This window comes from Pleomorphovibrio marinus (assembly GCF_003347495.1).
GTDB lineage: Bacteria > Bacteroidota > Bacteroidia > Cytophagales > Cyclobacteriaceae > Pleomorphovibrio > Pleomorphovibrio marinus.
In genome coordinates this window covers 129006-153911 of sequence record NZ_QCXY01000004.1, presented here as the reverse complement: position 1 = coordinate 153911, position 24906 = coordinate 129006, and the positions used below count along the sequence as shown (strand labels likewise).

The window sequence follows — 24906 nt, the reverse complement described above, 5'->3', positions numbered from 1 at the left end:
ATCTCCCCGATAGCTATCGGGGCAACCCACTGTGTGACGTTTACGTCATGCCCTGACTGCCGTCAGGACAGGCTCGATTATATGGAAATTAGTTTACATAAATAACAAGGCCTTTCAGGTAAGAGGTTTCTTGGTGATAAATGTTAATGGGATGGTCTGAAGGTTGCCCCAACTGACGCAGGATTTTGATATCCTTTCCCACTTCCATGGCTGCAGCCGTAAGCGTATGCACGAAGAGGGCTTGATCCACTACTTGTGAGCAGGAAAAGGTAAACAAAACACTGCCTTTGGGCATTTTTTTCATCGCTAAGGCATTTATTCGCTTATAAGCCTGAATTGCCTTGTGTTTACTCCGAATATGCTTGGCAAATGCGGGTGGATCTATTATTACGAGATCGTAGTCCATCGGCATTTCCTTGAGGAACCGTTTCACATCATCTACAAAGGTAACGTGATTTTCTCTTGGGAATTGATTCAAAACTACATTTTGTTCTGCCAGGTTGATAGCTGAGGCTGAAATATCCACAGAATGTACTTCTTTTGCCCCATTGGCTAATGCGTAAACCGAAAACCCCCCTGAGTAGCTAAAGGCATTGAGCACTTTTTTGTCCTTGCAGTAGCTACCAAGTAATTTTCGGTTTTCTCTTTGGTCCAGGAAAAAGCCTGTTTTTTGTCCTTTTTCCCAGTCCACCTCAAATTTCAACCCATTTTCCAATACCTGTGATTTTTGGGCTTCCCCCCATATCATTCCATCGCTGGTGGGTGCTGAAAGCAGAGAGGCACTTTTATCATATATAGCAGTGATTTGATCCCTAAAACAATTCTGCAATGCAATTGCAATGTCACCAATACACTGATGGATCCCGATATGATGGGCTTGAATGACGGCAGTTTTGTCGTAAATATCAATGATTAATCCGGGAAGAAGGTCTCCCTCCCCATGGACCAGGCGATAGGCGTTTGTGGATGGGTCATCCAACAATCCTATATTTTTACGTAGTTCCTGTGCATCTCCAATTTTCCGGTTCCAAAAGTCCTGATCAATGGTTTCGGGAATAAAGGAAAGAACCCTTACCATAATGGAACCGGGGGAAAAACAGCCTATTCCTAGGATCCTTTCCCTGTGATCAATAATCTGAACCAGATCCCCATCTTTCAATATAGGGTCGTAATTTGCCACTGCTCCAGAAAAAATCCAGTGATGCCTGCGTAGAAGGGATATTTCTTTTCCCTTTTTAAGAATGATGGAGGGGTAGTTCATATTTCTAGTCGGTTTTTTTGTGTTAGTAAGGAGCCGATTAGCTGCCCAAGTGCGCTTACAAAGGTGGCCGATAAATGGGCAGGAACCGTTAAGTCTTCTAAGGAATGTAGAAGCAAATAGGTAAACATGCCAAACACTATGGCACAAAGCGCTCCGGTTGCGTTTGCTTTTTTCCAATATAGGCCAGCGGTCAGGGGCACGAATAGGGATACCAAAAGCAACATGGAGGACTCTGCAACAAGTTCATAGATGTTGGCTTTCCAATTGGCAAGCAATGTTGCGATGATGGCTACGATTATCACATTAGTTCTAAGTACCCAGAGTAATTGGGCGGAAGACAATTTGCTTTTAAATAATGGTTTGATGATATTTTCTGAAAGGATGGCAGAGGGGGCAAGAAGTCCGGAACTGGTAGTACTCATGATGGCAGACAACAATGCCCCAAAAAAGAGGATTTGTAGTGCCAGCCCACCATGTTGTAGTACCATTTCTGGCAAGAGCATCTGTTGGTTTTCTAGATAGAGATCAGGATATAGTATTTTTGCCCCTAGCGCCACAAATAAAGGAAACAAACCAAAACTCAAATAAAAAAAGGAAGCAAGATAAAGGGAGTACTGTGCTACTTTTTCACTTTTTGCTGCCATTACACGCTGGTAAATATCTTGGCTGGGGATGCTGCCGAGTCCGATAATAGCCCACGCCCCTAAATAGTGGAACCAAGCCTTGGGGGCTGCCTGGGGGAAAAAAGTAAAACTCCCTTCAGGGGCCTCTGCTAAGATATTCCCAATGCCACCTGCTTCACTAGTAACCATCACCGCAATCCATATCAAACCTACAACAATAATGATAGTTTGAATAAAATCGGTAATGGATATCGCCCACATGCCACCCATGAAAGTATAAAAGACCACTATAAAAGCACTCACAAGGATGCCTACGCTTAAATCTATACCGGTAACCGCACCCAAGATGAGGCTCAGTGCTACCAGTTGGGCGGCGACGTAGCCAAAAAAGGCGGGAACCATAAACAGGGAGGCAATAAGTTCCACTTTTTTCCCAAATAGCTTTTTAAAGACATCCCCAAGTGTAAGCAGGTTCATCTTATACATGGGTTTAAGATAAAAAAGGCCAAAAAGCAGCAAGCATAGTGCCCCACCAAAGGGGTCCTCAATGACACCTAATAATCCGTGCTCAAGGTATTCCGAACTTGCCCCGAAAATAGTTTCAGATCCAAACCAGGTGGCGAAAAGGGCAGAGGCACTGAGAAAAAGTGGCAATTGCCTGCCCGCCAAGACAAAGTCCTGGGCATTTTTCACCCATTTGGAGGCAAAAGCACCTATGGCCATGGTAGCCAACAAATAGCAGATTATGGCCCCGGCAAGCATGGATTTACTTAACTTTTTGCATACATTTTATCCCTCAATGCCTTTATTTCCGCATTTTCCAGGTAATCTTCGTATGGCATCCTTCTATCGATGGTACCGTTTGGTGTAAATTCAATGATTCTATTGGCCACAGACTGGACGAATGCATGGTCAAAGGAAGACAATAATACTGTGCCCGTAAATTCTATAATCGCGTTGTTAAGGGCATGAATGGATTCAAGGTCAAGGTGGTTGGTAGGCTCGTCCAGTATTAGGAAGTTCGGATTTTGGAGCATCATTTTGGAAATCATGCAACGCACCTTTTCACCACCGGAGAGCACAGATGCCTTTTTAAAGGATTCCTCCCCCGTAAACAGCATCCTTCCCAAAAATGTCCTCACATAGGCCTCTTCCTGATTGTCGGTGTACTGGGATAGCCAGTCGATGAGCTTGATGTCCGTATTAAAATAACTAGAGTTATCGTTAGGTAAATAGGCTTTGTTTATTGTCACCCCCCACTTAAAGGAACCTCTTTCAGGTTTGGTTTCCTCCATAATGGTCTGAAAAAACCTGCTTACTGCCTGCTTAGTCCTAGAAATAAACGCAATTTTATCTCCCTTGTCTACCATTAGGTTGACATCTTTAAAATAGGTGGTTCCATTTTCTGAGAGGGACAATTCTTCGGTCATGAGGATTTGGTCTCCTGCCTCTCGTTCGGGCTTGAAAATTATGCCAGGATATTTTCTGTTGGAAGGCTTGATTTCATCTACATTAAGTTTTTCAATCATCTTTTTCCTGGCAGTGGCCTGCTTGGATTTGGCCACGTTGGCAGAAAACCTGTCGATGAAAGCTTGAAGTTCCTTTCTTTTTTCCTCCGCTTTTTTGTTCTGGTCAGTTCTTTGCTTAGCGGCCAGTTGGGAGGACTCATACCAATAGGAGTAATTACCGGTATAAATGTTTATTTTCCCAAAATCAATATCCACGATATGGGTAGAAACAGTATCCAGAAAGTGCCTGTCGTGTGAAACCACAATAACTAGATTCTTGAAATTGACCAAAAAATCCTCCAACCAGGCGATGGTTTCCGCATCTAGGTCATTGGTTGGTTCATCCAGTACAAGAATATCCGGAGTGCCAAACAATGCCTGGGCCAGAAGCACCCTCACCTTCTGGTCTCCCCCTAGCTCCTTCATCTTTTTATAGTGTAGGCTTTCTTCGACTCCTAAACCCGAGAGCAAGGCTGCGGCGTCACTTTCCGCATTCCAACCGTCCATCTCGGCAAATTCCGCCTCGAGCTCTGCAGCCCTATTACCATCGGCCTCGGAAAAGTCCGGTTTCATGTATAGGGCGTCTTTTTCAGACATAAGTTTATAAAGTTTTTTATGTCCCATGATCACGGTTTTCAAGACCTCATCTTCTTGAAAGGCAAAGTGATCCTGAGAAAGAACGGCCATACGCTGCCCAGGAGTGATGTTTATTTGCCCGCTAGTGCTGTCCATTTCTCCTGTTAGGATTTTTAGGAAGGTTGATTTTCCTGCACCATTGGCTCCGATTACTCCGTAACAGTTTCCTTGGGTGAATTTTAGGTTGACGTCTTCAAAAAGAGTTCTTTTGCCAAACTTTAAGGAGAGATTATCTACTGAAATCATGTATGCTTATGCTGTATTTATGAAATAAAGTGCAAAGTTAGGGATATTATCCAAATTAAAGTAGGTTTAGCCAATTAATGACCTTTTTAACGGTAGGCCATTTTTAGGGAGTTTTTGCTCTTTCTGGCTATCACCAAAATCCTCTTTCTGTGATAGATAGACAAAATCAACAACCCTCCTGCGATGCAAAAAGCCATTAGCAGCACCATGGGCAAGGCGGATCCGTCGTGAAAGATGCTCACCAAGGCAGTAACCAGACCACCTATTGCCATTCTCATAAATCCCATCATGGCAGAAGCGCTTCCAGCGTTTTGACTAAAAGGTGCCAGCGACAGTGCAGCAGAATTTGGTATACTTAGTCCATGGCCTGTGAGGAAAACGAAGAGCATGCCTACAAATACCCACACGGAAAACCAATCATAATAAATTCCCAACACCAATATTACTCCAAGAACCACCTGATAGGACAAGGCTACCCTTATGATGAGTTGGTTGGAGAATTTTTTGAGCAAAATATGGTTAAGCTGAGTGGAACCGATCATTGCCACTGCCAAAAAGGCAAAAATCCATCCATATGTGGTTTCAGAAAGTCCGTAAAGGTTGATAAATACATCAGATGAACCTGCAATATAGGCGAATGGGGCAGCTCCAGCGATGCCACCTACCAAAATATAAGTAAGGAATTGCTTGTTTTTGAGTACATATACATATTTGTGAAACACTTTAAGTGGCTTCAAGGAAATACTGGGGTCAGGAGGTAGACCTGGGGGAAGATACAATTTGGTGAAAATCAAAATAACTGTAGTAATCGCCCCCAACACTATAAAGAGGTAGTGCCAATCCAAGTGTGCGGTGAGATATCCACCAACTGTGGGTGCAATCATGGGGGAAACCGCGATTACTAAGGTCAGGTAGGCAAATGCCTGAGCAATTTTGTTGACTGGAAAGAGGTCCCTGACAAGAGTCTGAGCAGCTACCATACCCGCACATCCCCCAATAGCTTGGATAAAACGCAGATAAATCAGCTCATCCACTGTAGAAACTGCTGCACAGGCAAAAGAAGAAAGGATATAAATGACCAATCCCACGTACAGAGGTTTTTTCCTGCCAAACCTATCCAGAAGAGGGCCATAAAACAGTTGACCTACCGCTATACCCACAAGGTAACTTGTAAGGGAAAGCTGAACCCTGGCAATGCTGGTACCTAGGCTACTGGCAATGGCAGGGAACCCAGGCAAATACATGTCTATGGAAAAAGGACTTATGGTACTTAGTGACCCTAAAAGTAAGATCAGGGTAAAAAGATTCCGGTTGGCCATTATTGATAACAAGTTGACTACACAGCATAAACCCTGATTACAAAAAAAAAATTCTTTTCGAAGAAAAAATAAGACTATTTCTGAATTCTAATGTTTTAATAAAAAAAATGCGCTTACAGGGTACAAAAATGTATTTCAAAATTTTTATGTTAAATTAATTAGCCTAATTTTGTTGGTGCAGTTTAAAGGTTTGTTCTCCTTGGGGGGAGCACTAAATTAAAAAAATTAAGATTTTTACATTTTCAATTTTTATTTAAGGGGACTTCAGGGTCTTTTGAAATTATGTGTATTTCCAGAATAATTCAAGGGTGTGTGCTATCCTTATCATTAACACTACAAGCTCTCTCTCAAAACATTGGATTTGACCAGACTACATTGGATTTCAATGGTTTTAGTGCCATCGTTCAGGGGACATCTTTGAAGTTTGGACCAGATGAACGACTTTATGTAGCTCAATTGAATGGCGACATAAAAGCCTATACCATTATCCAGTCCGGTGTCGCAGAATATAAGGTAGAAGGTGTGGAGGTACTAGGAATGGTGAAAGCCCTTCCCAACCACGATGATACGGGCAAGCTCGCATTCGACAACCGCGGAAATCGACAAATAACCGGGATAACAGTAGCAGGATCTTCATCCAACCCAGTTGTTTATGTGAGTTCCAGTGATCCAAAATGGGGTGGGCCAAGTGGGGACAAGGTGTTGGATACAAATTCGGGGATCATTACCAGATTAACCTGGACAGGATCGAATTGGGAGGTGGTTGATTTGGTACGAGGGCTTCCAAGGTCCGAAGAAAACCATTCTACCAATGGGTTGGAATATACCGAAATTAATGGAAAACCCTATCTTTTAGTGGCAAGTGGAGGTCTTACCAATGCGGGGTCGCCTTCAAAAAACTTTGCCTACATCACTGAATATGCGCTCTCAGCAGCAATACTCAGCGTGGATTTGGACATGATTGAAAACCTCCCTATTCTAGAGGATCAAAATTCAGGAAGAAAATATAAATATGACATCCCTACCCTTGATGACCCTACCCGACCTAACAAAAATGGGATCTATAATCCAAATGATCCTGGTTATGATGGGATTGACGTCGGGGATCCCTTTGGGGGAAATGACGGGTTGAATATGGGCATGGTAGTGGAGGGCGGACCTGTACAGATTTTTTCTTCAGGCTATAGGAACGCATATGACCTAGTAGTAACTCAATCAGGAAGGGTTTATGCTACTGATAATGGTGCCAATATTAACTGGGGGGGACTTCCGGAAAACGAGGGAAATCCCAACCTCGTAACGAACAATTATCTCCCTTCTGAACCTGGTGGAAGTCCCTTAAACCCTAGTCCCTCAGGAGAACATGTGGACAACCAAGACCATTTGCTTCTAATCACGGATGATTTAAGTTCCTATGAATTCGGTAGTTTTTATGCAGGGCACCCTACACCAATAAGGGCAAATCCGGGGCAACCCTATACTTCTGGTTCGGCTTTTCCTTTTCAGCCAGAAGGAGCAGGGTTGTACACCAAATTCATTGGCGATGACAATGACTGGGCGAATATTAATCCTTTATTTCCCCCCAACGATAAATTCAGGACGGAGATATTGGAGCCTATCGCACCTGGCCAGCCAGGGTTTGAAGAATATGCGGCAAATTCTCTGCCAGCGAATTGGCCACCGGTTCCTCTCACGCTGTCAAATCCGGCCGAAGCGGATTTTATTGCGCCTACGCTGGCAAACCCTAATGGCCCTCAGCCAAATATTGTGACTATTTTCCCAAACAATTCGAATGGGATTGATGAATATAAGGCTTCCAATTTTGACGAAGCACTAAAAGGAGCGCTGATTGTTGGAAAAAATGGCGGGGATGTTCATGTAGTTTATTTGAAAGAAGATGGATCCCTGGAGAAATTAGAAATTAATAAGTTCAATATGAATGGTGGCAATGCATTGGGCATTGCCTGCAACGGAGACGATGAAATCTTTCCAGGCACTATTTGGGTAGCCACCTTCGACAGTCGAATTACGGTATTGACCCCTGCTGACGACATTTTCTGTGTTGATCCTGACCATCCAAATTTCGATCCACTCGCGGATTATGACCGAGATGGGTACACTAACCAAGATGAGATAGACAACGGAACTGACTATTGCAACGGAGCATCTATTCCCAATGATTATGATAAGGATTTTGTTTCAGATTTGAATGACCTTGATGATGACGGGGATGGAATTTTAGATGAGGATGACCCTTTTCAAATCGGAGATCCCAGGAATCTTCCCATTGAAAACCAGTTATTCTCAGACCAGATTGACAATCGCGACAGACAAAGCGGCTATTTGGGACTTGGACTGACTGGGTTAATGAACAATGGTGCCCCTAACCCAAATTGGCTAAATTGGCTAGATAAGCCAGAAGAAAGACCTGGGCCAAATGATATTTATGGAGGGACAGCAGGTGCCATACAAGTTTCGATGACAGGTGGAACTGCAAATGGGACGCAGAACAATCAAGAGAAAGGCTTTCAATTCGGTGTGAACGTAGGCACTCAAACCGGGAAATTTTTAATTAGGTCAGGCCTAATAGGATTGTCCTCTCCTGGTCAGTTATTTGATTTTGATGGAGATGGGGAAGTGGGTATTCAAATGGGAGATGGCACCCAAAGCAACTTTCTCAAATTGGTGTTTACCAAAAGTCATTTGGTTTTTAACCAAGAAATCAATGATGTGCCGGGTGCCACACCCATTATGCATGAAATCAAGGAAAGTGAAAGGCCTGGTACCAATACGCTGATAGAGTTGCAGTTTGAGGTAACGCCCTCCTCTGGAGAAATAGAAGCATTCTATAAATTCGATAATGATCCAAGGGTTTCCATTGGAGTCATTGTAGCGGAAGGTATGGTTGAACAGGCCATTAAGGAGGTCGAAACCCCATTGGCAATTGGAATATATGGTACCTCAAATGATTTCAATAAGGACTTTATCGGTGTTTGGAATTATTTCAAAGTCAGTGGTCAGCAACCATTTATAGTAAGGCAAATCGGTGATATCAGCAGAATGATCGGTGACCTGGACTTAGAATTGGATTTGATGGAATTCTTTGGTGATGAAAATGGGAGCGAAAACCTCATCTACACGGTAGAGGGGAACACAGACCAGAACCTACTTGCACAAATATCAGGATCCATTTTGACCTTAGGTTTTTCGGATCGTGAGACGGATAGTGAAGTTACCATCCGTGCTACAGATTCAGACGGCTTCTTCATCGAGCAAAGCTTCAATGTTAATGTGGACATCAGTGATGAAATTTTGCTCAGAATAAATGCTGGAGGGCCTGTTATTCAAGACTCTACGGATAACCCAAATTGGCTGGCCAACAATGTTCCTGGCAGTGTTTCGCAAGCGGAATTTAGTGTAAACTCAGGTGTTGTGGTACCTAACAGTTTTAACCCGGCCAACAGGCATTCCAGTATTCCGGCTTATATTACCGATGATACCTATACCAAGATTTTTGCCCACGAAAGATATTCAACTCAGTCTGAGTTTAAATATGCTATTCCTTTACCCGATGGTGATTATACCGTGAATATTTATATGGGAAATGGATGGTCTGGAACCTCACTACCCAACCAAAGGATATTTAACATAAAAATAGAGGGTGAAGAAAGGAGCAGCTTGGTGGATTTATCCGGTACCTATGGCCATCAGGTAGGCGCAATGGAATCTTTCCCTGTCACTTTAACAGATGGGGAATTAAACATAGATTTTGTGAAAGTTGTGGAACACCCTTTGGTGAATGCAATTGAGATTATTGGTCAACCAATCCAGACTCCCATTGAATTCACCGCATTGGATAATTTGACGGGATTTGCTGGGGATGATTTAAGTGGAGAATTAATTGTGGAAGCGTCAGGAGGGGATGGTAATTTAAATTATACTGCGGAAGGAATGCCACCCGGAGTATTCATTGATAGTTCCAATGGAAGCATTTATGGTAAAATTGCCGATAATGCCATAGCCAACAGCCCTTACACGGTGGAAGTAATTATAGATGATTCAGATAATTTTAGTTCTGATGCAGTTTCTTTCACATTTGTATGGACAATTTTACCGGCTTGGGAGGAAATGGATTGGACAGTAAAAGGCGAAAACCAAAATTACACTGGAAGGCATGAAAATAGTTTTGTACAGGCAGGGGAGAAGTTTTACCTGTTAGGGGGAAGAGAAAATACCCGTACTGTAGAAATTTATGACTATAAAAACGACACTTGGAGGTCTTTGCCAAATAGCAGTCCTCTGGACTTCAACCACTTTCAGGCAGTCACTTATGAAGGCTTGATTTGGATAATTGGCGCCTTTAAAACTAATAATTTTCCAGCAGAGGAACCAGCCGAGCATGTTTGGGCTTTTGATCCGGCAAAAGAAGTTTGGATACAAGGGCCTGAAATACCAGAAGAGAGGAGAAGGGGTTCTGCGGGATTGGTCGTCTTTGAAGATAAATTTTATCTGGTCAATGGCAATAAGAAAGGCCATGATGGTGAGTTCGTTAGTTATTTTGACGAATACAATCCTAAGACTGGGGAATGGACTGTACTGGAAAATAGTCCTCGAGCCAGAGACCATTTTTTTGCCACAGTAATTGGCAATGAAATGTATGTGGTTTCTGGTAGAAGGTCAGGAGGACCAGGTGGGGTTTTTGCCCCCTTAGTGCCAGAGGTCGACGTGTATAGTTTCTCTAACAAATCCTGGAGAAGTTTAAGTGCCGACAAAAACCTACCAACACCGCGAGCAGCCGCAATTACGAACAATCTTTGGGACAGGTTAATAGTTGCTGGAGGAGAGGTTGAAACTTCCAGTCAGGCCTTGAAAGTAACTGAAATGTTTGACCCTAAAAGCCAATCTTGGACCCGGCTTAAGGATCTCAATTTTGGAAGGCATGGCACTCAAGGCATTGTTTCTGGAAAGGGGCTCTACGTGCTAGCAGGTTCTCCCAACTTGGGGGGAGGTAACCAAAAAAACATGGAGGTTTTCGGAATAGATGAGCCTAAGGGAACACCTATCGAGGCCAGCGAACTGATCGCTCCGGATGAGATCTTGCTAGAAACAGGGTTTCCCAAAACCCTTGAACTGTCTGTTGAAAATGGAAATACTGGTGCTTTCATTCAATCTATGAATATAGAAGGAGATGATGGAGATAGCTTTGTTTTCAGCCAAGCACTTTTAACCAACAGTTTGCTAAAAGTTGGTGAAAAGACATCCTTCCAAATTGAGTATGTAGGAAATAAATCAGATGCTCAGGCAGACCTTGTAATTAAGTACCAGGGTAACCTAGAAAAGGTCATTAAGCTAATTGGAGACGGCACTTTTGAGTCAGTACGGGTTTTTTACAATGCTGGTTCAGGTACAACTGCCAATTTTGAAGGAGAAAACTATGTAGGGGATGTAGGTTCCGGACTTTTCTCGGCAAGTGGTGCATTTACCAATCCCAATGCAAGCAATGAATTGTTGTTTCAATCTGAGCGATATGGCAACAACTTCTCCTTCAATATACCCGTCCCCAATGGTACTTATAGAGTGAGAACTTATCACAATGAAGTGTGGTTTGGCAAACCAGGAGGTGGCCAAGGTGGAGGTGGAATACGTGTATTTGATATTAAAGTAGAAGGGGAGACTGTAAAAAGTAATGTTGACTTGTTTTATGAAAGTGGCAATAACCCAGTTGTGTTTACTTATGAAAATGTTTTGGTTGCAGATGGAGTCCTCAATATACAGCTTATATCCTCAAAGGATAATGCCACCATTTCGGGAATTTCAATTGTGAACGAATTTGATACCCCCATACTCCCGCCATCAGCAAGCCTATCTGCATCCACTTCGGGTGGTGAAGTCCCTCTTACTGTTCAATTTGATGGCTCAAGCTCTAGCGCAAGTGCGGGAATAGACAGTTATTTTTGGGATTTTGGTGATGGAAATACGGCTACAGATGTTAGTCCCAGCCACACATACACGGTGGTTGGTAACTACACTGCCGTTTTGACCGTTACAGATTTGGAGGGAAACACGGATAGTAACTCACTGCAGATCTCGGTTAATCCTCAGCCATCCGATCCAGGTCCCATACCTGGAGACCCTGAATTCACCTTACTCCTAAATGCAGGGACAACTGCCAACGTCAACTATCAGCAGGAACAATATTTGGGTGATGGTAATTTCCCTGATTATTTTAATACCACTACAGTGGGTGCGACAGGCTCCTCCGCGTTTCCAGTTCTGTTTAGGACGGAGAGATTTGGCACCAATCTCACTTATACTATACCTGTTCCCAATGGCCTCTATACAGTAAGTACATACCATAATGAACTATGGTTTGGACTTAATGGTCCATCTGCTCAGCCTGGAAGGAGGGTTTTTGATATCAATATTCAGGGAGAGAACAAGCTTCAAAACTTTGACCTATTTGTAGAGAATAACAACCAACCCCTGGTGCTTGATTTTGAGCAGGTTATGGTGACCAACGGCACGTTGACGTTGAATTTGGTTGCAAAGGAGAACAACGCCAGCATTTCAGCTATTGCCATAAGGTCTGAAGCTATACTTCCACCCAAGCTTGAGGTCACGGCGAATGCCTCTGTCACCTCCGGGAATATGCCTCTCGAAGTTAGTTTCACCAGTGTAGTTGAAAATGAAGAAGGGGAGCTAAGTTATCTTTGGGATTTTGGTGATGGAACTAGCTCAAGCCAAAAAGACCCCGTTCACACCTTTACCCAAGAAGGAGAATTTTTGGTGAAAGTTGACATTGAGGATGGCACTGGGGCAGTGGCTGCTGATGAAATTCTTATCACAGTTATAGACCCATCTTCCATACCAGAGTTTTTGCTTCGGCTTAATTCGGGTACCTCAGCTAATGTTCAATTTGGAGGAGAGGATTATTTGGGAGATAGCGGTTTCCCGGAATATTTCAATACCACTACTGTTGGTGCAACAGGTTTAACTGCATTCCCGGTGCTTTTTAGAACGGAGAGGTTTGGCACAAATCTTACTTACTCCATTCCGGTTCCGAACGGGACTTATAAGGTAAGCACTTATCACAATGAACTTTGGTTCGGTTTGAATGGGCCTACTGCCCAGCCAGGTCGAAGGGTATTCGATATTAATATCCAAGGGCAAAACAAATTTCAAAACTTAGATTTGTTTGTCGAAAATGACAATCAGCCACTTATCTTGGATTTTTCTGCTATTCAAGTTACAAATGGTGTTTTAACCCTGAATTTAGTGGCCAAAGCTAATAATGCCACTATATCCGGTCTGCGTATTGAGTCAATTGGTACGGTAGAAGCCAAGCCATTAGTGACCCTTTCAGCCTCTCCCACTAGTGGGCTGGCACCCTTGAATGTGGCTTTTAGTAGTCAAGGGACTACTGGCGAAGGGCCATTAAATTATCAGTGGAATTTTGGGGATGGCTCTACCTCAACGGCTGCAAATCCAAGCCACGTTTTTCAGGACCCAGGAAATTACAATGTTTCTCTTACTGTTGCTGACATCAATGGAGCACAGTCTTCGAAAACTTTGCAGATACAGGTTTTCGATCAAGTTCCTGCTTTCAGTCTACACTTGAATACGGGTTCGTCCAATAATATCCTATTTAATAATATTACCTTTAATGGGGATGTCAATTTTAGCCAATACTTTAGCACAAGCGGAATCACGAACTACAATACTGGGAATGTAAGCCCACTGTTTCATTCCGAAAGATTTAATGCCAATTTAAAATATTCTATCCCTGTACCAAATGGTAAATACGTGGTGAAAACTTACCACAATGAACTGTATTTTGGTAAATTCGGTCCAGCTGCTGAAGCAGGACAGCGAGTGTTCAGTATACTGATAGAAGGAGTGATGGTGAAAGAAAACTTCGACATGTTTGTGGAAGCAGGAAATCAACCTACAGAACTTATTTTCGAAGAAGTTGAAGTACAAGATGAGGTTTTGAACATCGACTTGGTAGCCTCTTCTAACAATGCAAGTATATCCGGTTTATCCATCAATGAGTTGAAGGGAAGTTCATTAAATGGTGGTGAGTCCATGCGGTTGTTTTATTCAGAGAATGTCAAGTTTAAGGTGGATGAGGTTTATAGTAAAGGAGAGGCAACCTTCCGACTAGTTCCTAATCCTGCTGAACATCAAAGCAAGCTCTTAGTTGAAACCTCTCAAGAAGTCAAAATGATCACTCTTCACGATATGAGGGGAAGCCTTGTGCATCAAATTCACGTTAACGATGCGATGCAAAAAGCATTTGAAATCCCAGTGGATCATCTAAAGCAGGGGGTATACCTGGTAGGAGTACTTGGAGAAAAAGGGTATATTAAGCAATTGAGATTGATTGTAAAGAAATAAATGTCACAGGGTTTATCATTCAAAGAAAGCAGGTCCTATCTTGGCCTGCTTTTTTTGTGCCCTTGCCGTGTTGAAGATTGGTCTAACCTCGCTGAAACAAAAAAACCCGATCTATTGACCGGGTTTTTTTATTCACTTTAACCACTAACAACCACAAACAAAATTCATCATGCTTTCGAAGCTAATCGCAAGATGACAAACATCATTTGTTGTAGTCCGTACGGGAATCGAACCCGTGTTTCATCCGTGAAAGGGATGCGTCCTAACCCCTAGACGAACGGACCATCTCGGGATGGCAATATAGCAATTTTTTCGTAGTCCGTACGGGAATCGAACCCGTGTTTCATCCGTGAAAGGGATGCGTCCTAACCCCTAGACGAACGGACCTGATAAGATATTTGCCTGCCTATCCCAGAAATGTCCTGCAAATATAGAGGTATTAGGCAGTATTACCAAACTGGACAAAAAAATATTCTGGGAATTAATGCAATCCTTTGTTAATCAGAAGTAAAGCCTGGAAGGAAAATTCCTCAGCCTGTGTCCCGAAAAAAGCAGAAGTTTAATGGCGTTGGATTAAACTATTTGGGCGGGATGTGTGTTAACCTACAAAATCTATAGGTTAAATCAATTAATCATTAAACTAAAATTTTATGGCTCTAAGATTAGGAGACACGGCACCAGATTTCACTGCGGAATCTACAGAAGGCACTATTAGCCTTCATGAGTATTTGGGAGATCATTGGGGAATTTTATTTTCCCATCCAGCTGACTACACTCCCGTTTGTACCACTGAGCTGGGAACAGCCGCCAAGTTGAAATCCGAATTTGACAAAAGAAAAGTCAAAATGTTGGCTTTGAGCGTAGATGGCCTCGAAAGCCATAAAGGTTGGGTGAAAGACATCAACGAAACCCAACAGACAACGGTTAATTTTCCCATTATAGCAGATGAGGATAGAAAAGTTTCCGAACTCTACGATATGATACATCCCAATTCGAATGAGAACTTCACTGTGAGATCCGTTTTCGTAATAGGGAATGACAAGAAAGTCAAACTTATCATTACCTATCCGGCTAGTACAGGAAGGAATTTTGATGAATTGCTACGGGTCATTGATTCTCTACAATTGACCGCAAATTATTCAGTGGCTACTCCTGCCAATTGGAAGCATGGAGAAGATGTTGTAATCGCCCCTGCGATAAGCAATGAACAAATCCCCTCCAAATTCCCAAAGGGACATAAGGAAATTAAGCCCTATTTAAGAACCACTCCACAACCTAATTTATGAGTTGTATTCCAGGCAGGCGAAACTAATTTCATCTGTTTATAATTGTTTTTTAATGGTCAGATGGAATCTCGCAACGATAATCATCCCCCCGTGTGTCGCTTGCGTCATGCCCTGACTGCCGTCAGGACAGGCTCGATTTCGTCTGCCTTTCTTTTACAAATTAGGACTTAAGATTTACACATTTCCATAGATATTCTCATTTTATGTATATTTATGAGCATATAAACAGTATGGATAGTAAATGGAAAATCAAGGGATTTGCTCTGTAATTACGGGGTCGGGGAGGTATGTGCCAAACAAGGTTGTGAGCAACGAGGATTTTTTAAATCGTACTTTTTTTGACAACCAAGGGAAAAAACTTCAAAAAGAAAACAAAGATATTGTTGCGACCCTGGAAAAAATAACAGAGATCCAAGAAAGGCGCTACATAGATGCAGACATGGTAACTTCGGATATGGGATATATTGCTGCCAATAGCGCAATTTCCGATGCTGGTTTGGATCCAGAAACGCTTGATTATATCGTGGTGGCCCACAATTTTGGAGATATAAAGGAAGACAACCGGAGAATAGATACTTGCCCTACACTTGCGGCAAGAATTAAGCATAAGTTGGGGATTAAAAATCCATATACTGTAGCCTATGACCTTCCCTTTGGTTGTCCTGGATGGGTGCAGGCTATGATCCAGGCGGATTATTTCATCAAATCAGGAGATGCCAAAAAGGTGCTTGTTATTGGTGCTGAGACACTTTCACGAATTTCTGATCCCCATGACATAGACAGTATGTTATTTTCGGACGGTGCAGGTGCTGTCATTTTGGAAGCCCGGATTAGTACAACCAAAGTAGGGATGATTAAGCACCTTACTAGGTCTGACACCTACGACCATGCTCACTTGCTCAAGATGACTACCTCAAACAACCCCTGCTTCGGTGATGATACCCTCTTTCTTAAGATGAATGGAAGAAAACTCTATGAATATGCGATCAAGACTGTTCCGAGCACATTGAAAGAATGTATTGAAAAGGCAAATTTGGGTCTTTCAGATATTAAAAAGGTTTTTATCCATCAAGCAAACGCAAAGATGGATTACAATATTTTGGAAAGGTTGTTTGAGCTTTATGGTCAAACTAATCCCGACCCGGATATTATGCCCATGTCCATTTCCCATTTGGGGAATAACTCTGTAGCCACTGTACCCATCTTATACGATTTGGTAGTCAAGGAAAGGGTAAAAAACCAAAAGGTCAATAAGGGTGATTATTTGCTTTTTGCATCTGTAGGGGCAGGTATGAACATCAATGCTTTTGTATATAGGGTTCCATAAAAATTTTGTATCATTGGGTATCCAAAGAACTTGCACTGATGAAGATTGATGCCCACCAACATTTCTGGAAGTATGATCCGGATAATCTTCCTTGGATAGGGGAAGAACTTAAAATCCTCAAGAGGGATTATTTACCTAAGGATCTAAAGCCTCATTTAGATCACCATGGAATCCAGGGATGTGTGGCAGTGCAGGCTTCCCAAACAGATGTTGAAACCCATTTTTTATTGGATCTTGCGGATTCCCATGATATTATAAAGGGGGTAGTGGGATGGGTAGACCTGGAAGGCAAAGACCTTGAATCAAAGTTGGATGCTTATTTGCCTTTCCGAAAATTGAAGGGTTTTAGGCATATCCTACAGGACGAAACTGATCCGGAATATATTTTAAGACCTGCTTTCCAAAATGGACTGAAAATTTTAGGCAACAGGGGGTATTCCTACGATATCCTGGTTTTTCCCCACCAGATGGCTGGGGCAATCAAAACCTTGGAAAAGCAACCTGATACCACCTTCATACTGGATCACAGCGCCAAACCCATAATTAGAGAAGGCAAAATCCAACCATGGAAGGAATTGATTCAAGAAATGGCCAAATTTCCCAACCTTTATTGTAAGCTTTCTGGAATGGTCACTGAAAACCGATGGGATGGTTGGGAGCAAAAGGATTTTTTTCCCTATTTGGAGACGGTTTTTGAGGCATTTGGTGAAGATAGGTTGATGTTTGGTTCCGATTGGCCGGTTTGTTTGTTGGCTGCATCCTTCTCTGAGGTTTTTGGTATTGTTGAATCTTTTTTAAGCGATAAAAGTGGGGAAGTGAAAAATAAAATTATCGGGGCAAACGCTGAGAAATGCTATAGGTTAAATCTTTGAAAAAAAATTATATGCAAAAGTATTGTTTGGCTCTTGATCTAAAGGATGACCCGCAATCCATAGATAGATACATCAAATATCATCAAAAGGTACCTGAACCCATCCTCAAAAGCATCAAGGAAGCTGGAATCCTGAAAATGGAAATATTTCTTACCGGAAACAGGCTGATGATGCTTATGGAGGTAAGCGATGATTTTGACTTTGAAAAAAAGGCCAGAATGGATGCCGAAAACCAATCGGTCCAGGAATGGGAATCAGTAATGTCTACCTTGCAACAGGCTCTACCATGGGCTAAAGAAGGACAGAAATGGGTGCCTATGCAAAAGATATTTTCATTGACAGAGTAGGAGAGGGGGACCTCTCCAATTTGTACTAGGTCACTATTTCAATTAAATTACCATCGGGATCTTTAATCACAGATTCGTAATACCCGTCACCCGTGGTTCTGGGTTTGCTCGCTACGGTGAACCCATCTTTTTTTAATAGGGCTGTCAAGTCATCTACCAGTTGTTTAGAGCCTACCGATATGGCAAAATGCGCCATGCCCAGGTGCGGCTGTTTTTCTTGGGGATTTGCTCCCAAGTCCGGTTTGTGCATGAGTTCTAACCTACATCCTGGTTTAAAATTCAAAAAGTAGGAGGAGAAATTTTTCTCGGCGTTATGGTACTTGTTTCCAGACCTTGCCCCAAAGTATTTTTCATAGAATTTTCTCATTTTTTCCAAGTCGGATACCCACATGGAAACATGTTCGATTTTCATAAAGCTGGTTTGTGTTTAGTGAATAAACTAAAATACACAGTAAATTAACCATTTTGCCCATCAATACCATATTTCATTGGATTTTATAGAACAGCACTAAACAATCGTGCTCAATATCAATTGCTTCTATATTTTCCCTAAAGATTATCAAACCAACAATTTTCGTTTCTCCTGCTCGGTGAGCTCACGGAACCTGGAATAGGAGAAAACAGAGACTAAGAGCAGACCAGCCACTACCCAAAAGACCCAACCTGGGATTGGAACGGGATCCCCCTTTGCGTAAGAATGTAATCCGGACAGATAGTAGTTCACCCCAAAAGATGTCATGATAATGGCAGAAAAAGCCCATAGACTACTTAAACTGTAGATGAGTCCACTTTTCAAACCTGGCACTAACCGCATATGCAAGACAAATGCATACACGATAATGGATATCAGCGCCCATGTCTCCTTAGGGTCCCAGGCCCAATACCTTCCCCAGCTTTCATTGGCCCACACACCACCCAGAAAGGTGCCTACTGTGAGCAAAAACAACCCTATGGTAATGGACAACTCATTTACGATCCGTAGTTCCCTCAAGCTTTGCCACCACTTATTCGACGCCACTTTCGGCTTGAAAATCAATAGAAAAAGGCTCAGCAGAGCAATAATGGCAGCAAGGGCAAGTGGAGCATATCCACTTACAATAATTGCCACGTGGATTTTGAGCCAATAGGAATTCAAAACAGGCATCAAATTGGTAATCTCAGGGTTTAGCCAATCCAAAAACCCGACAAACAACAAAGTGCCAGCAAACAAAAGTCCCAAAGGGATTGTGAACCTTGATTTTTTGGCAAACAAAAGACCAAATAAAAGCACTCCCCAAGCTACAAAAACAAGCATTTCAAACCCATCACTCCACGGGGGGTGATTGGCAATATACCACCTGAGCCCCAAATGTATGGTGAACACGAGAAAACCTATCCAGGCGAATGCCTTTCCCGATTTCCACAAAATAGTTAATGTTGGATGCCCATAAAACAACATAAGGATCACTACCACCAAAAGCAAAACCCCAAGCAACCAAAAATACCCGAAAAGCTTGGATCCCAAATTCAGCTTGTTGTAGAGTAATTCTGTCTGTAGTTGTCCCTTGCTCGGGTAAACCTCCTTGCCTGCCTTTTCTTGATAAAGCGAAATATAGGAAAGTGTTTCTTCCGCCTCCGAAAAATCCCCATCCTCAATTCCTTTTTGAAGTGCGCCCAAGTATAAATTGGTGATGTTCTTTACGAATACTGCATCGTCTTCTTCGAAGCCCTGACGGTGTTGTTGGCTAGTAAACCAAGTATTGTTGGGATCCAGTTTATTGGGGAAAAGTTTTAAAAAATCCCCAGTCAATACTCCATAGAATATATTAAACCTTTCATCCACTTTTAGAATTTCATTGTGGGATTCATTTCTTTCTGAGGGCTTTAACCTATTCGCCTCCTCCACCAGGTGCTGGATCAAGTAATTTCCTTCCTCATCTACCAGATCTGTAAACCTGAGTTCTTCGGCAATGGGAAGACCCAATTCTCCCATAATGATCTGACCCTTTTGCTTGTCAATTTTTAGGATGGGTAATGAGCTGAACCTTTGAGGGTTCAGCTGTACGGATAGTAAAAATTGTTCTGGGCTTAACCGGTAAGTAGAACCGTTTAGATCCGCAATGGAGACATAGTTTTTGCCGTTGAGTTTCCTGGTTATTTCATTTGCCAAGGTATTAAGTGGCTTCATTCTACCATCCAGATCCTGTACCACCAATTTCCCGTATGCTTCTGCTTGATCTAATGGGACCATTGCGGGGGTGTCAGAAGGAGGCTTTTGAGAACTACCCACAAAAAGAAGGAACAGTAGTAGGCCTGCAAAGCCATAGGTGGCTACTGCATATTTCTTCGGTACCCGTTGCCCCGTATCTTCCGTCTTTTTTTTCAATCCCAATTTGTAGTTAAGAAGATGGAACCTACTTCCTTTTGTAAAAAGGGTCAAAAACATACCAAGGGTTAATAAAGAATATCCCAGATAGGTGATCATGGTTCCTGCCCTATCCCTATTTACCGATAGTATAGTACCTCTTTCGTCATTGTCAAACGAGGATTGGTAAAACCGATATCCTTTGTGGTCCAATACATTGTTCATGAAAATCCTGTAGGGAAACTCATCCTTCCCATCCATTACCATCACCTCACTAGCGTAGCTGGAGGGGCTTTGGCTACCTGGATACCTTTCCAATTCAAAGGCATTTAAATATAGAGAGAAAGGAAGGTTTTTTGCTTTGGCTCCGTAAGCCACCACATACAGGTTTCCCTCGTGTTCGAATTGTGTCCAATCCGTACCAAGTCGGGTTAATTTGCTATAGGAAACATTAAGAATTTCTCCATTTTCGGGATTAATAACCGACAATTTCACCGCGTCGGGCAAATCTTCAGCCATTTTTTCATTCCTTTCTGCCACAAAACTCACCTTTGCATTTTCATGGATGGACTTGACCATAAAGGCACCTCCGTCCCATTGGTACAATGTCCGTAATTTTAGGGCTTTTTTTTCTCCGGATGGAAGGTTGCCCATTTTTTGGGTTTCCATTTCCATAATTTGCATGGGGGTGTCGGTATAAATCACCCAATCTCCATTTTCCTTGAAAATCCGGACAGCATGCTCCGGGTCATTTTTGGTGGCTAAGGTAAAGTTGTCCAGCTCCAGGTATTTGCCCATATCCACCAAATAATCTTCTCTTCCCCCTTGAAGCGCAACGGCTATGTCCAAATAGGTTTCTTCCCCATCTTCAAAAACCTGTTTGGCTCCGGAAATGTATTCTTCGATAGTGATTTTGAAGGGTTGGTTACCAATATTTGCATTTATTTCCCTGGGTTTAAACCCCTTTGGAATCAGGGATACTTGTTTTTTAAATGGGGAAACAGAAGGATCCTCCTTGCGGTGCAGTTGAACGAAATTTTCATTGCTGAAGAAGGTGTCCTGTGCCCTTCCTTCCCGAATATGCAACACGCCCTCCTCGCTGAAATACCTTGTGACTCCTGCACCTAATACAATTATCACAAAGGCGATATGAAACAGCCCTATGGGCCATTTCTCCCGACGAAAAAGCCTATAATGCCCAATATGAGCGATGAAGTTGATGGCCATCCATCCCATTATTATTTCAAACCACCAGGCCTCATACACCAGACTCCTTGCCACTGCTGTACCATGGTCGTTTTCGATAAAGGTGGCCACTGCCATGGCTCCAGCAAAAGCAAGGAACAATACCAAAGTGACACGAGTTGATACTAATAGTTGAAGTTTTTTCATGTGTTTATATTTTCTTTTCAACGGTCACATAGCCTGCCCCTGCCTGCCCCGAACTTGCTTCGGGGAACTTGTTTCGGGGGAATCTCGCAACGATAATCATCCCGGTGTGTGACGTGCTCGTCATGCCCTGACTGCCGTCAGGACAGGCTCGATTTCATCTGTTTATAATTTCTTTTCAGCGGTCATATAGCCTGCCCCTGCCTGCCCCGAACTTGCTTCGGGGAACTTGTTTCGGGGGAATCTTCGCATGTTTTATAATCATCCCTCCGTGTGAGGTTCTCCTCATGTCCTGACTGCCGTCAGGACAGGCTCGATTTCATGTGTTTATACCTATTTTTCAGCGATTACCCCGAGCTATCGGAGTTTGGCGTATCTTCCCATGTGTCGCTATATTCATATTCAATTTTTTGGATTTAAAGCAATATTCCAATAAACTTATTTTTCATGGTAGGCCTAAATATCAACATCAAATAGGCCCAGTTCTGTGTGTTTTTTGGTGCGCTTATTCCTTGAATATACGCAAAAGTATCGGAGTGGAAAAGTTGGCTGTAGCCCGCCTGTAGGGAAATAGCAGAGGTATAAACATATCCCAATGACAGATCCAATTCGGTTCCAAAAAAGGAACTCATTCTTTCCCCTCCAGTTCCCTCCGGTGCACTCCATACCTCTGCAGCGGAAAAAAAGGCATGCACATCTCCCTGAAGGAACAGTTTTTTGTTAAAAGCATAGCGGGATTTAAGGTAATAATCCTGAAGTCCTACTGTGTTTTCATGAGTACCTCCCACATAAAACAAGTCCATATAGCCATTGAACAAATGGTTGGTACCATATAGAGGGTTGTAAGAATTGCTGGTGCCTACCTGGTTATTGTCCGTTCCTGATAGGATTTCCGCCCCTCCCAATAGGGTGAGTGCACTGCCTTTTTCGGCATCAAAAGGAATCACATGACTGTAATTCAAGGAAACATTGAAGGCATTTACATTTCTCCCTATGGGATCCTTGCCGAATTGGTGGTAATAATAAAATTGCAGGGAATTTTGACCATGCTTGTAGCGAAGCATGGGGATTCCGAGTGTCTGCCTGTGAAAGAGTCTTTCTTCGGTGATAGTACCTGTGCCATCCCGAACCACGAATTGCCTACCGTCATTCCAGAAAAGGGCCGAGAACTCCAAGTTGCCAAAAAGGTTTTCATACCTTGCCATTTGTGCCGTTTTGTACTGATTTGGGGTAAGAAACACATTTCCACTTAAAAATTGGGCATCTTGGTTATATCCCCCACCGAGATGCAGCTTGGCGTTGTCCCTTTCGTACTTGACCAACGCAAAATCATGAGACCGTGCCTGCAATGCCCAATCCAAGTTGCCAAGAAACCTAAAATTATCATAATTCAGTTCCTGTCTTCCCAGCTTGACGCTCCAGTACTCCCCAATTTTGGTTTCTGCCCAGGCTTCATGTAGGGAAAGGTAGGCATCGGTGGCTTTTACCTGTGGAGCGCTACCCCATGTCCTCACATCCTGTACACTCATGTAAAGGGTTAGGTTTTCAAATTCATACCGAGCTTGTAACCTTGCCCTGTGGGCAATAAACGATGCAGGGTTGTGGTCTTCGGGAATCATTCTGTTGAACCCGTTCCTAAATTCGGATCGTTGAATGATTTGCCCATCAACGCTAAATTGGGCATAGAGATCCTGTATGGACAAGAATGTAAGTATCCCTATCCAGATAATTGATAACCTGGCCATGTCTTTGAATATTAAAGGTTTGAGATATTAAGGTGGTAGGTTATTTGGAGCTTACCGTTTTCACTTCCTTTTTTGCTTCTCTTTGTTTGCCCTCCTTTAGCCATTTGGGCACCACTTGTTCCAGAAATTTCTCTTTAGCTGCCTTTTCGGACTCGATATCCAAGCCTATATAAGCTTGTAATTCAGCCTTGTCATTAAAATCCGGCATTTCCACAGGTTTGTTGTGTCCTTTGTCCGCAAGTAACCTGGCCAGAGAAACCCTGGTTTCCTGAATAAGGTTAGTAGCAGAGGAAATCAGCCTACTGGATTCCAGGGGTGCGTGGAAGGCACCACCATGGGATGCCACCACATAATCCCATCTCCATTGAGAATGCCGGATCCCCTTTAGTATCTGGTCCATCTCACTTTCTGTAGCACCCAATTCCCATGCTTTGGCAGCTTCCAAATGGGCCTTTGCTATGAGCTTTTGAAGCTGGGAGGAACCCTCTTTTATTTTTCTTTGCCGGTCAAAAACATCGGTCATTAAATCCTCCTTTTTTTCCCGGTGGCAAACAAAGCAAGAGTTTTCCACATTACTCAAAGGAGAACCGATATGGTGATCGGTGAATTTTTGTCCTCCTTCGTTTTTATATGGCATGTGGCAATCCGCACAGGAAACGCCTCTTTTATGATGTACCCCTGTAGTGTATAATTCATAATCAGGGTGTTGTGCTTTCAGCATCTTTGCCTTGCTAAGGGGATGGGTCCAGTCTGTGAAGTCAATTTCGTCAAAATAGGCTTCTATGGATTGGGCATCCATACCCTTGTGCCATGGAAAGGTTAGGTATTGAGCATCCTCTTTGCCTTCCTTGGTTTTGTCAAAATAATATTCCACGTGGCATTGGGCACACACCAGCGAACGCATTTCCTGGTGGGAGGCCTCATTGATGTTTTTTCCCATGGCTTCATAAGCCTCTATTAATGCAGGCCGGGTGATGGTGAGGTTCATCGTTTTTGGGTCATGGCAATCCGCACAGCCTATGGGATTTATCACCTCACTACCAAAATCTGATAGCTTATGGCTATAATACTCCGTAACCCCCATCTCACTCATCAGACGAGGTACATCAGTGCTCTTACATGTCCAGCAGGTACTGGGTTGCGGCCCATCTCCTTCTTCCATAGGTGCACCTATTCGAAGGGTTTCGTGAACATCAGAAACCGCATGGGCATGTCCCCGTGGATGGTTATAGTCCTTGGAGAATGCGTAACCTGCCCATAATATCACCAACTCAGGTTGCTCGTCCAAAACATCTTTAAACCCACTGGTATTATACATACTCTGAAAGGTGGTGTCCTTGGTCTTCATATAGGACTGATATTGCCGGGGATAATTGAGCCCCCATACACTGTCTCTGGGTTCTATACCTTCTATTTGCACCTTAGGCTGATAGGCAAACCTTGCTTCTGCTTTCCGGTCCATTATGGTATAGGCCAACATGGCAAGCAGAAATACCACTATCGCTGTTAATCCAAAAAGTATCCAGTTTTTCATAGGTTTATGATTTTTTTTTATAATTTTTTTTCAGCGGTCATACCTGACTGCCATGCCTTCGGCAGGTAAACC

The 24906-nt window shown here is 42.9% G+C and carries 13 protein-coding genes and 2 tRNA genes; 5 read left to right on the top strand and 10 right to left on the bottom strand.

Annotated elements, in window-relative coordinates; all coding sequences use genetic code 11:
• Nucleotides 1-88 precede the first annotated feature (88 nt).
• The 4 genes from DB520_RS12155 to DB520_RS12140 form a co-directional block, all read right to left on the bottom strand.
• The gene (locus DB520_RS12155; RefSeq protein ID WP_114749998.1) at nt 89-1261 is read right to left on the bottom strand and encodes a class I SAM-dependent rRNA methyltransferase; all 1173 of its coding nucleotides are present in this window, start codon (nt 1259-1261) and stop codon (nt 89-91) included.
• On the bottom strand, nt 1258-2646 hold the full coding sequence (locus tag DB520_RS12150) for a sodium:solute symporter family protein (protein WP_114749997.1): 1389 nt from the start codon (nt 2644-2646) through the stop codon (nt 1258-1260). The genes DB520_RS12155 and DB520_RS12150 overlap by 4 nt, the downstream gene beginning before the upstream one ends.
• A gap of 8 nt (nt 2647-2654) precedes the next feature.
• Nucleotides 2655-4274: an ABC-F family ATP-binding cassette domain-containing protein gene (locus tag DB520_RS12145; RefSeq protein WP_114749996.1), complete on the bottom strand. Its 1620-nt coding sequence runs from the start codon at nt 4272-4274 to the stop codon at nt 2655-2657.
• A gap of 86 nt (nt 4275-4360) precedes the next feature.
• Nucleotides 4361-5593: a multidrug effflux MFS transporter gene (locus DB520_RS12140; RefSeq protein ID WP_114749995.1), complete on the bottom strand. Its 1233-nt coding sequence runs from the start codon at nt 5591-5593 to the stop codon at nt 4361-4363.
• 282 nt (nt 5594-5875) lie between these two features.
• Between DB520_RS12140 and DB520_RS27550 the strand changes: the two genes are divergently transcribed.
• Entirely contained in the window at nt 5876-13990 is an 8115-nt protein-coding gene (locus DB520_RS27550) for a malectin domain-containing carbohydrate-binding protein (protein WP_114749994.1), read from the top strand.
• A gap of 212 nt (nt 13991-14202) precedes the next feature.
• Here the strand turns inward: DB520_RS27550 and DB520_RS12130 are convergent.
• Together DB520_RS12130 and DB520_RS12125 are read right to left on the bottom strand one after the other, a co-directional pair.
• Nucleotides 14203-14274 (bottom strand) — tRNA-Glu (locus tag DB520_RS12130).
• Between the two features lie 31 nt (nt 14275-14305).
• A tRNA-Glu gene (locus DB520_RS12125) sits at nt 14306-14377 on the bottom strand.
• A 263-nt stretch (nt 14378-14640) separates the two neighbouring features.
• Between DB520_RS12125 and DB520_RS12120 the strand changes: the two genes are divergently transcribed.
• The 4 genes from DB520_RS12120 to DB520_RS12105 all read left to right on the top strand — a co-directional run bounded on the left by DB520_RS12120 (nt 14641) and on the right by DB520_RS12105 (nt 17822).
• Nucleotides 14641-15276, top strand: a complete 636-nt coding sequence (locus DB520_RS12120) for a peroxiredoxin (RefSeq protein ID WP_114749993.1) — start codon at nt 14641-14643, stop codon at nt 15274-15276.
• A gap of 241 nt (nt 15277-15517) precedes the next feature.
• Entirely contained in the window at nt 15518-16603 is a 1086-nt protein-coding gene (locus DB520_RS12115) for a 3-oxoacyl-ACP synthase III family protein (protein ID WP_114749992.1), read from the top strand.
• A gap of 5 nt (nt 16604-16608) precedes the next feature.
• Nucleotides 16609-17475 (top strand): amidohydrolase family protein, encoded by an 867-nt coding sequence (locus DB520_RS12110; protein ID WP_232834944.1) that lies wholly within the window; start codon nt 16609-16611, stop codon nt 17473-17475.
• An 11-nt stretch (nt 17476-17486) separates the two neighbouring features.
• Nucleotides 17487-17822, top strand: a complete 336-nt coding sequence (locus DB520_RS12105) for an L-rhamnose mutarotase (protein ID WP_114749991.1) — start codon at nt 17487-17489, stop codon at nt 17820-17822.
• A gap of 25 nt (nt 17823-17847) precedes the next feature.
• Here DB520_RS12105 and DB520_RS12100 read toward each other — a convergent pair whose 3' ends face one another.
• The 4 genes from DB520_RS12100 to nrfA all read right to left on the bottom strand — a co-directional run bounded on the left by DB520_RS12100 (nt 17848) and on the right by nrfA (nt 24834).
• Complete coding sequence (locus DB520_RS12100) at nt 17848-18234, bottom strand: VOC family protein (protein WP_114749990.1); 387 nt, start codon at nt 18232-18234, stop codon at nt 17848-17850.
• A 147-nt stretch (nt 18235-18381) separates the two neighbouring features.
• Nucleotides 18382-21558: a cytochrome c biogenesis protein gene (ccsA, locus tag DB520_RS12095; RefSeq protein ID WP_114749989.1), complete on the bottom strand. Its 3177-nt coding sequence runs from the start codon at nt 21556-21558 to the stop codon at nt 18382-18384.
• A 413-nt stretch (nt 21559-21971) separates the two neighbouring features.
• Entirely contained in the window at nt 21972-23300 is a 1329-nt protein-coding gene (locus DB520_RS12090; protein ID WP_114749988.1) for an alginate export family protein, read from the bottom strand.
• Between the two features lie 40 nt (nt 23301-23340).
• Nucleotides 23341-24834 (bottom strand): ammonia-forming cytochrome c nitrite reductase, encoded by a 1494-nt coding sequence (gene nrfA / locus DB520_RS12085; protein ID WP_114749987.1) that lies wholly within the window; start codon nt 24832-24834, stop codon nt 23341-23343.
• Between the last annotated feature and the right edge of the window lie 72 nt (nt 24835-24906).

What these genes read in the sequence shown, in the direction of transcription:
- DB520_RS12155 (WP_114749998.1), bottom strand. Translation starts at nt 1,261, where the DNA reads ATGAACTACCCCTCCATCATTCTTAAAAAGGGAAAAGAAATATCCCTT.
- DB520_RS12150 (WP_114749997.1), bottom strand. Translation starts at nt 2,646, where the DNA reads ATGCTTGCCGGGGCCATAATCTGCTATTTGTTGGCTACCATGGCCATA.
- DB520_RS12145 (WP_114749996.1), bottom strand. Translation starts at nt 4,274, where the DNA reads ATGATTTCAGTAGATAATCTCTCCTTAAAGTTTGGCAAAAGAACTCTT.
- DB520_RS12140 (WP_114749995.1), bottom strand. Translation starts at nt 5,593, where the DNA reads ATGGCCAACCGGAATCTTTTTACCCTGATCTTACTTTTAGGGTCACTA.
- DB520_RS27550 (WP_114749994.1), top strand. Translation starts at nt 5,876, where the DNA reads ATGTGTATTTCCAGAATAATTCAAGGGTGTGTGCTATCCTTATCATTA.
- DB520_RS12120 (WP_114749993.1), top strand. Translation starts at nt 14,641, where the DNA reads ATGGCTCTAAGATTAGGAGACACGGCACCAGATTTCACTGCGGAATCT.
- DB520_RS12115 (WP_114749992.1), top strand. Translation starts at nt 15,518, where the DNA reads ATGGAAAATCAAGGGATTTGCTCTGTAATTACGGGGTCGGGGAGGTAT.
- DB520_RS12105 (WP_114749991.1), top strand. Translation starts at nt 17,487, where the DNA reads ATGCAAAAGTATTGTTTGGCTCTTGATCTAAAGGATGACCCGCAATCC.
- DB520_RS12100 (WP_114749990.1), bottom strand. Translation starts at nt 18,234, where the DNA reads ATGAAAATCGAACATGTTTCCATGTGGGTATCCGACTTGGAAAAAATG.
- ccsA (WP_114749989.1), bottom strand. Translation starts at nt 21,558, where the DNA reads ATGAAAAAACTTCAACTATTAGTATCAACTCGTGTCACTTTGGTATTG.
- DB520_RS12090 (WP_114749988.1), bottom strand. Translation starts at nt 23,300, where the DNA reads ATGGCCAGGTTATCAATTATCTGGATAGGGATACTTACATTCTTGTCC.
- nrfA (WP_114749987.1), bottom strand. Translation starts at nt 24,834, where the DNA reads ATGAAAAACTGGATACTTTTTGGATTAACAGCGATAGTGGTATTTCTG.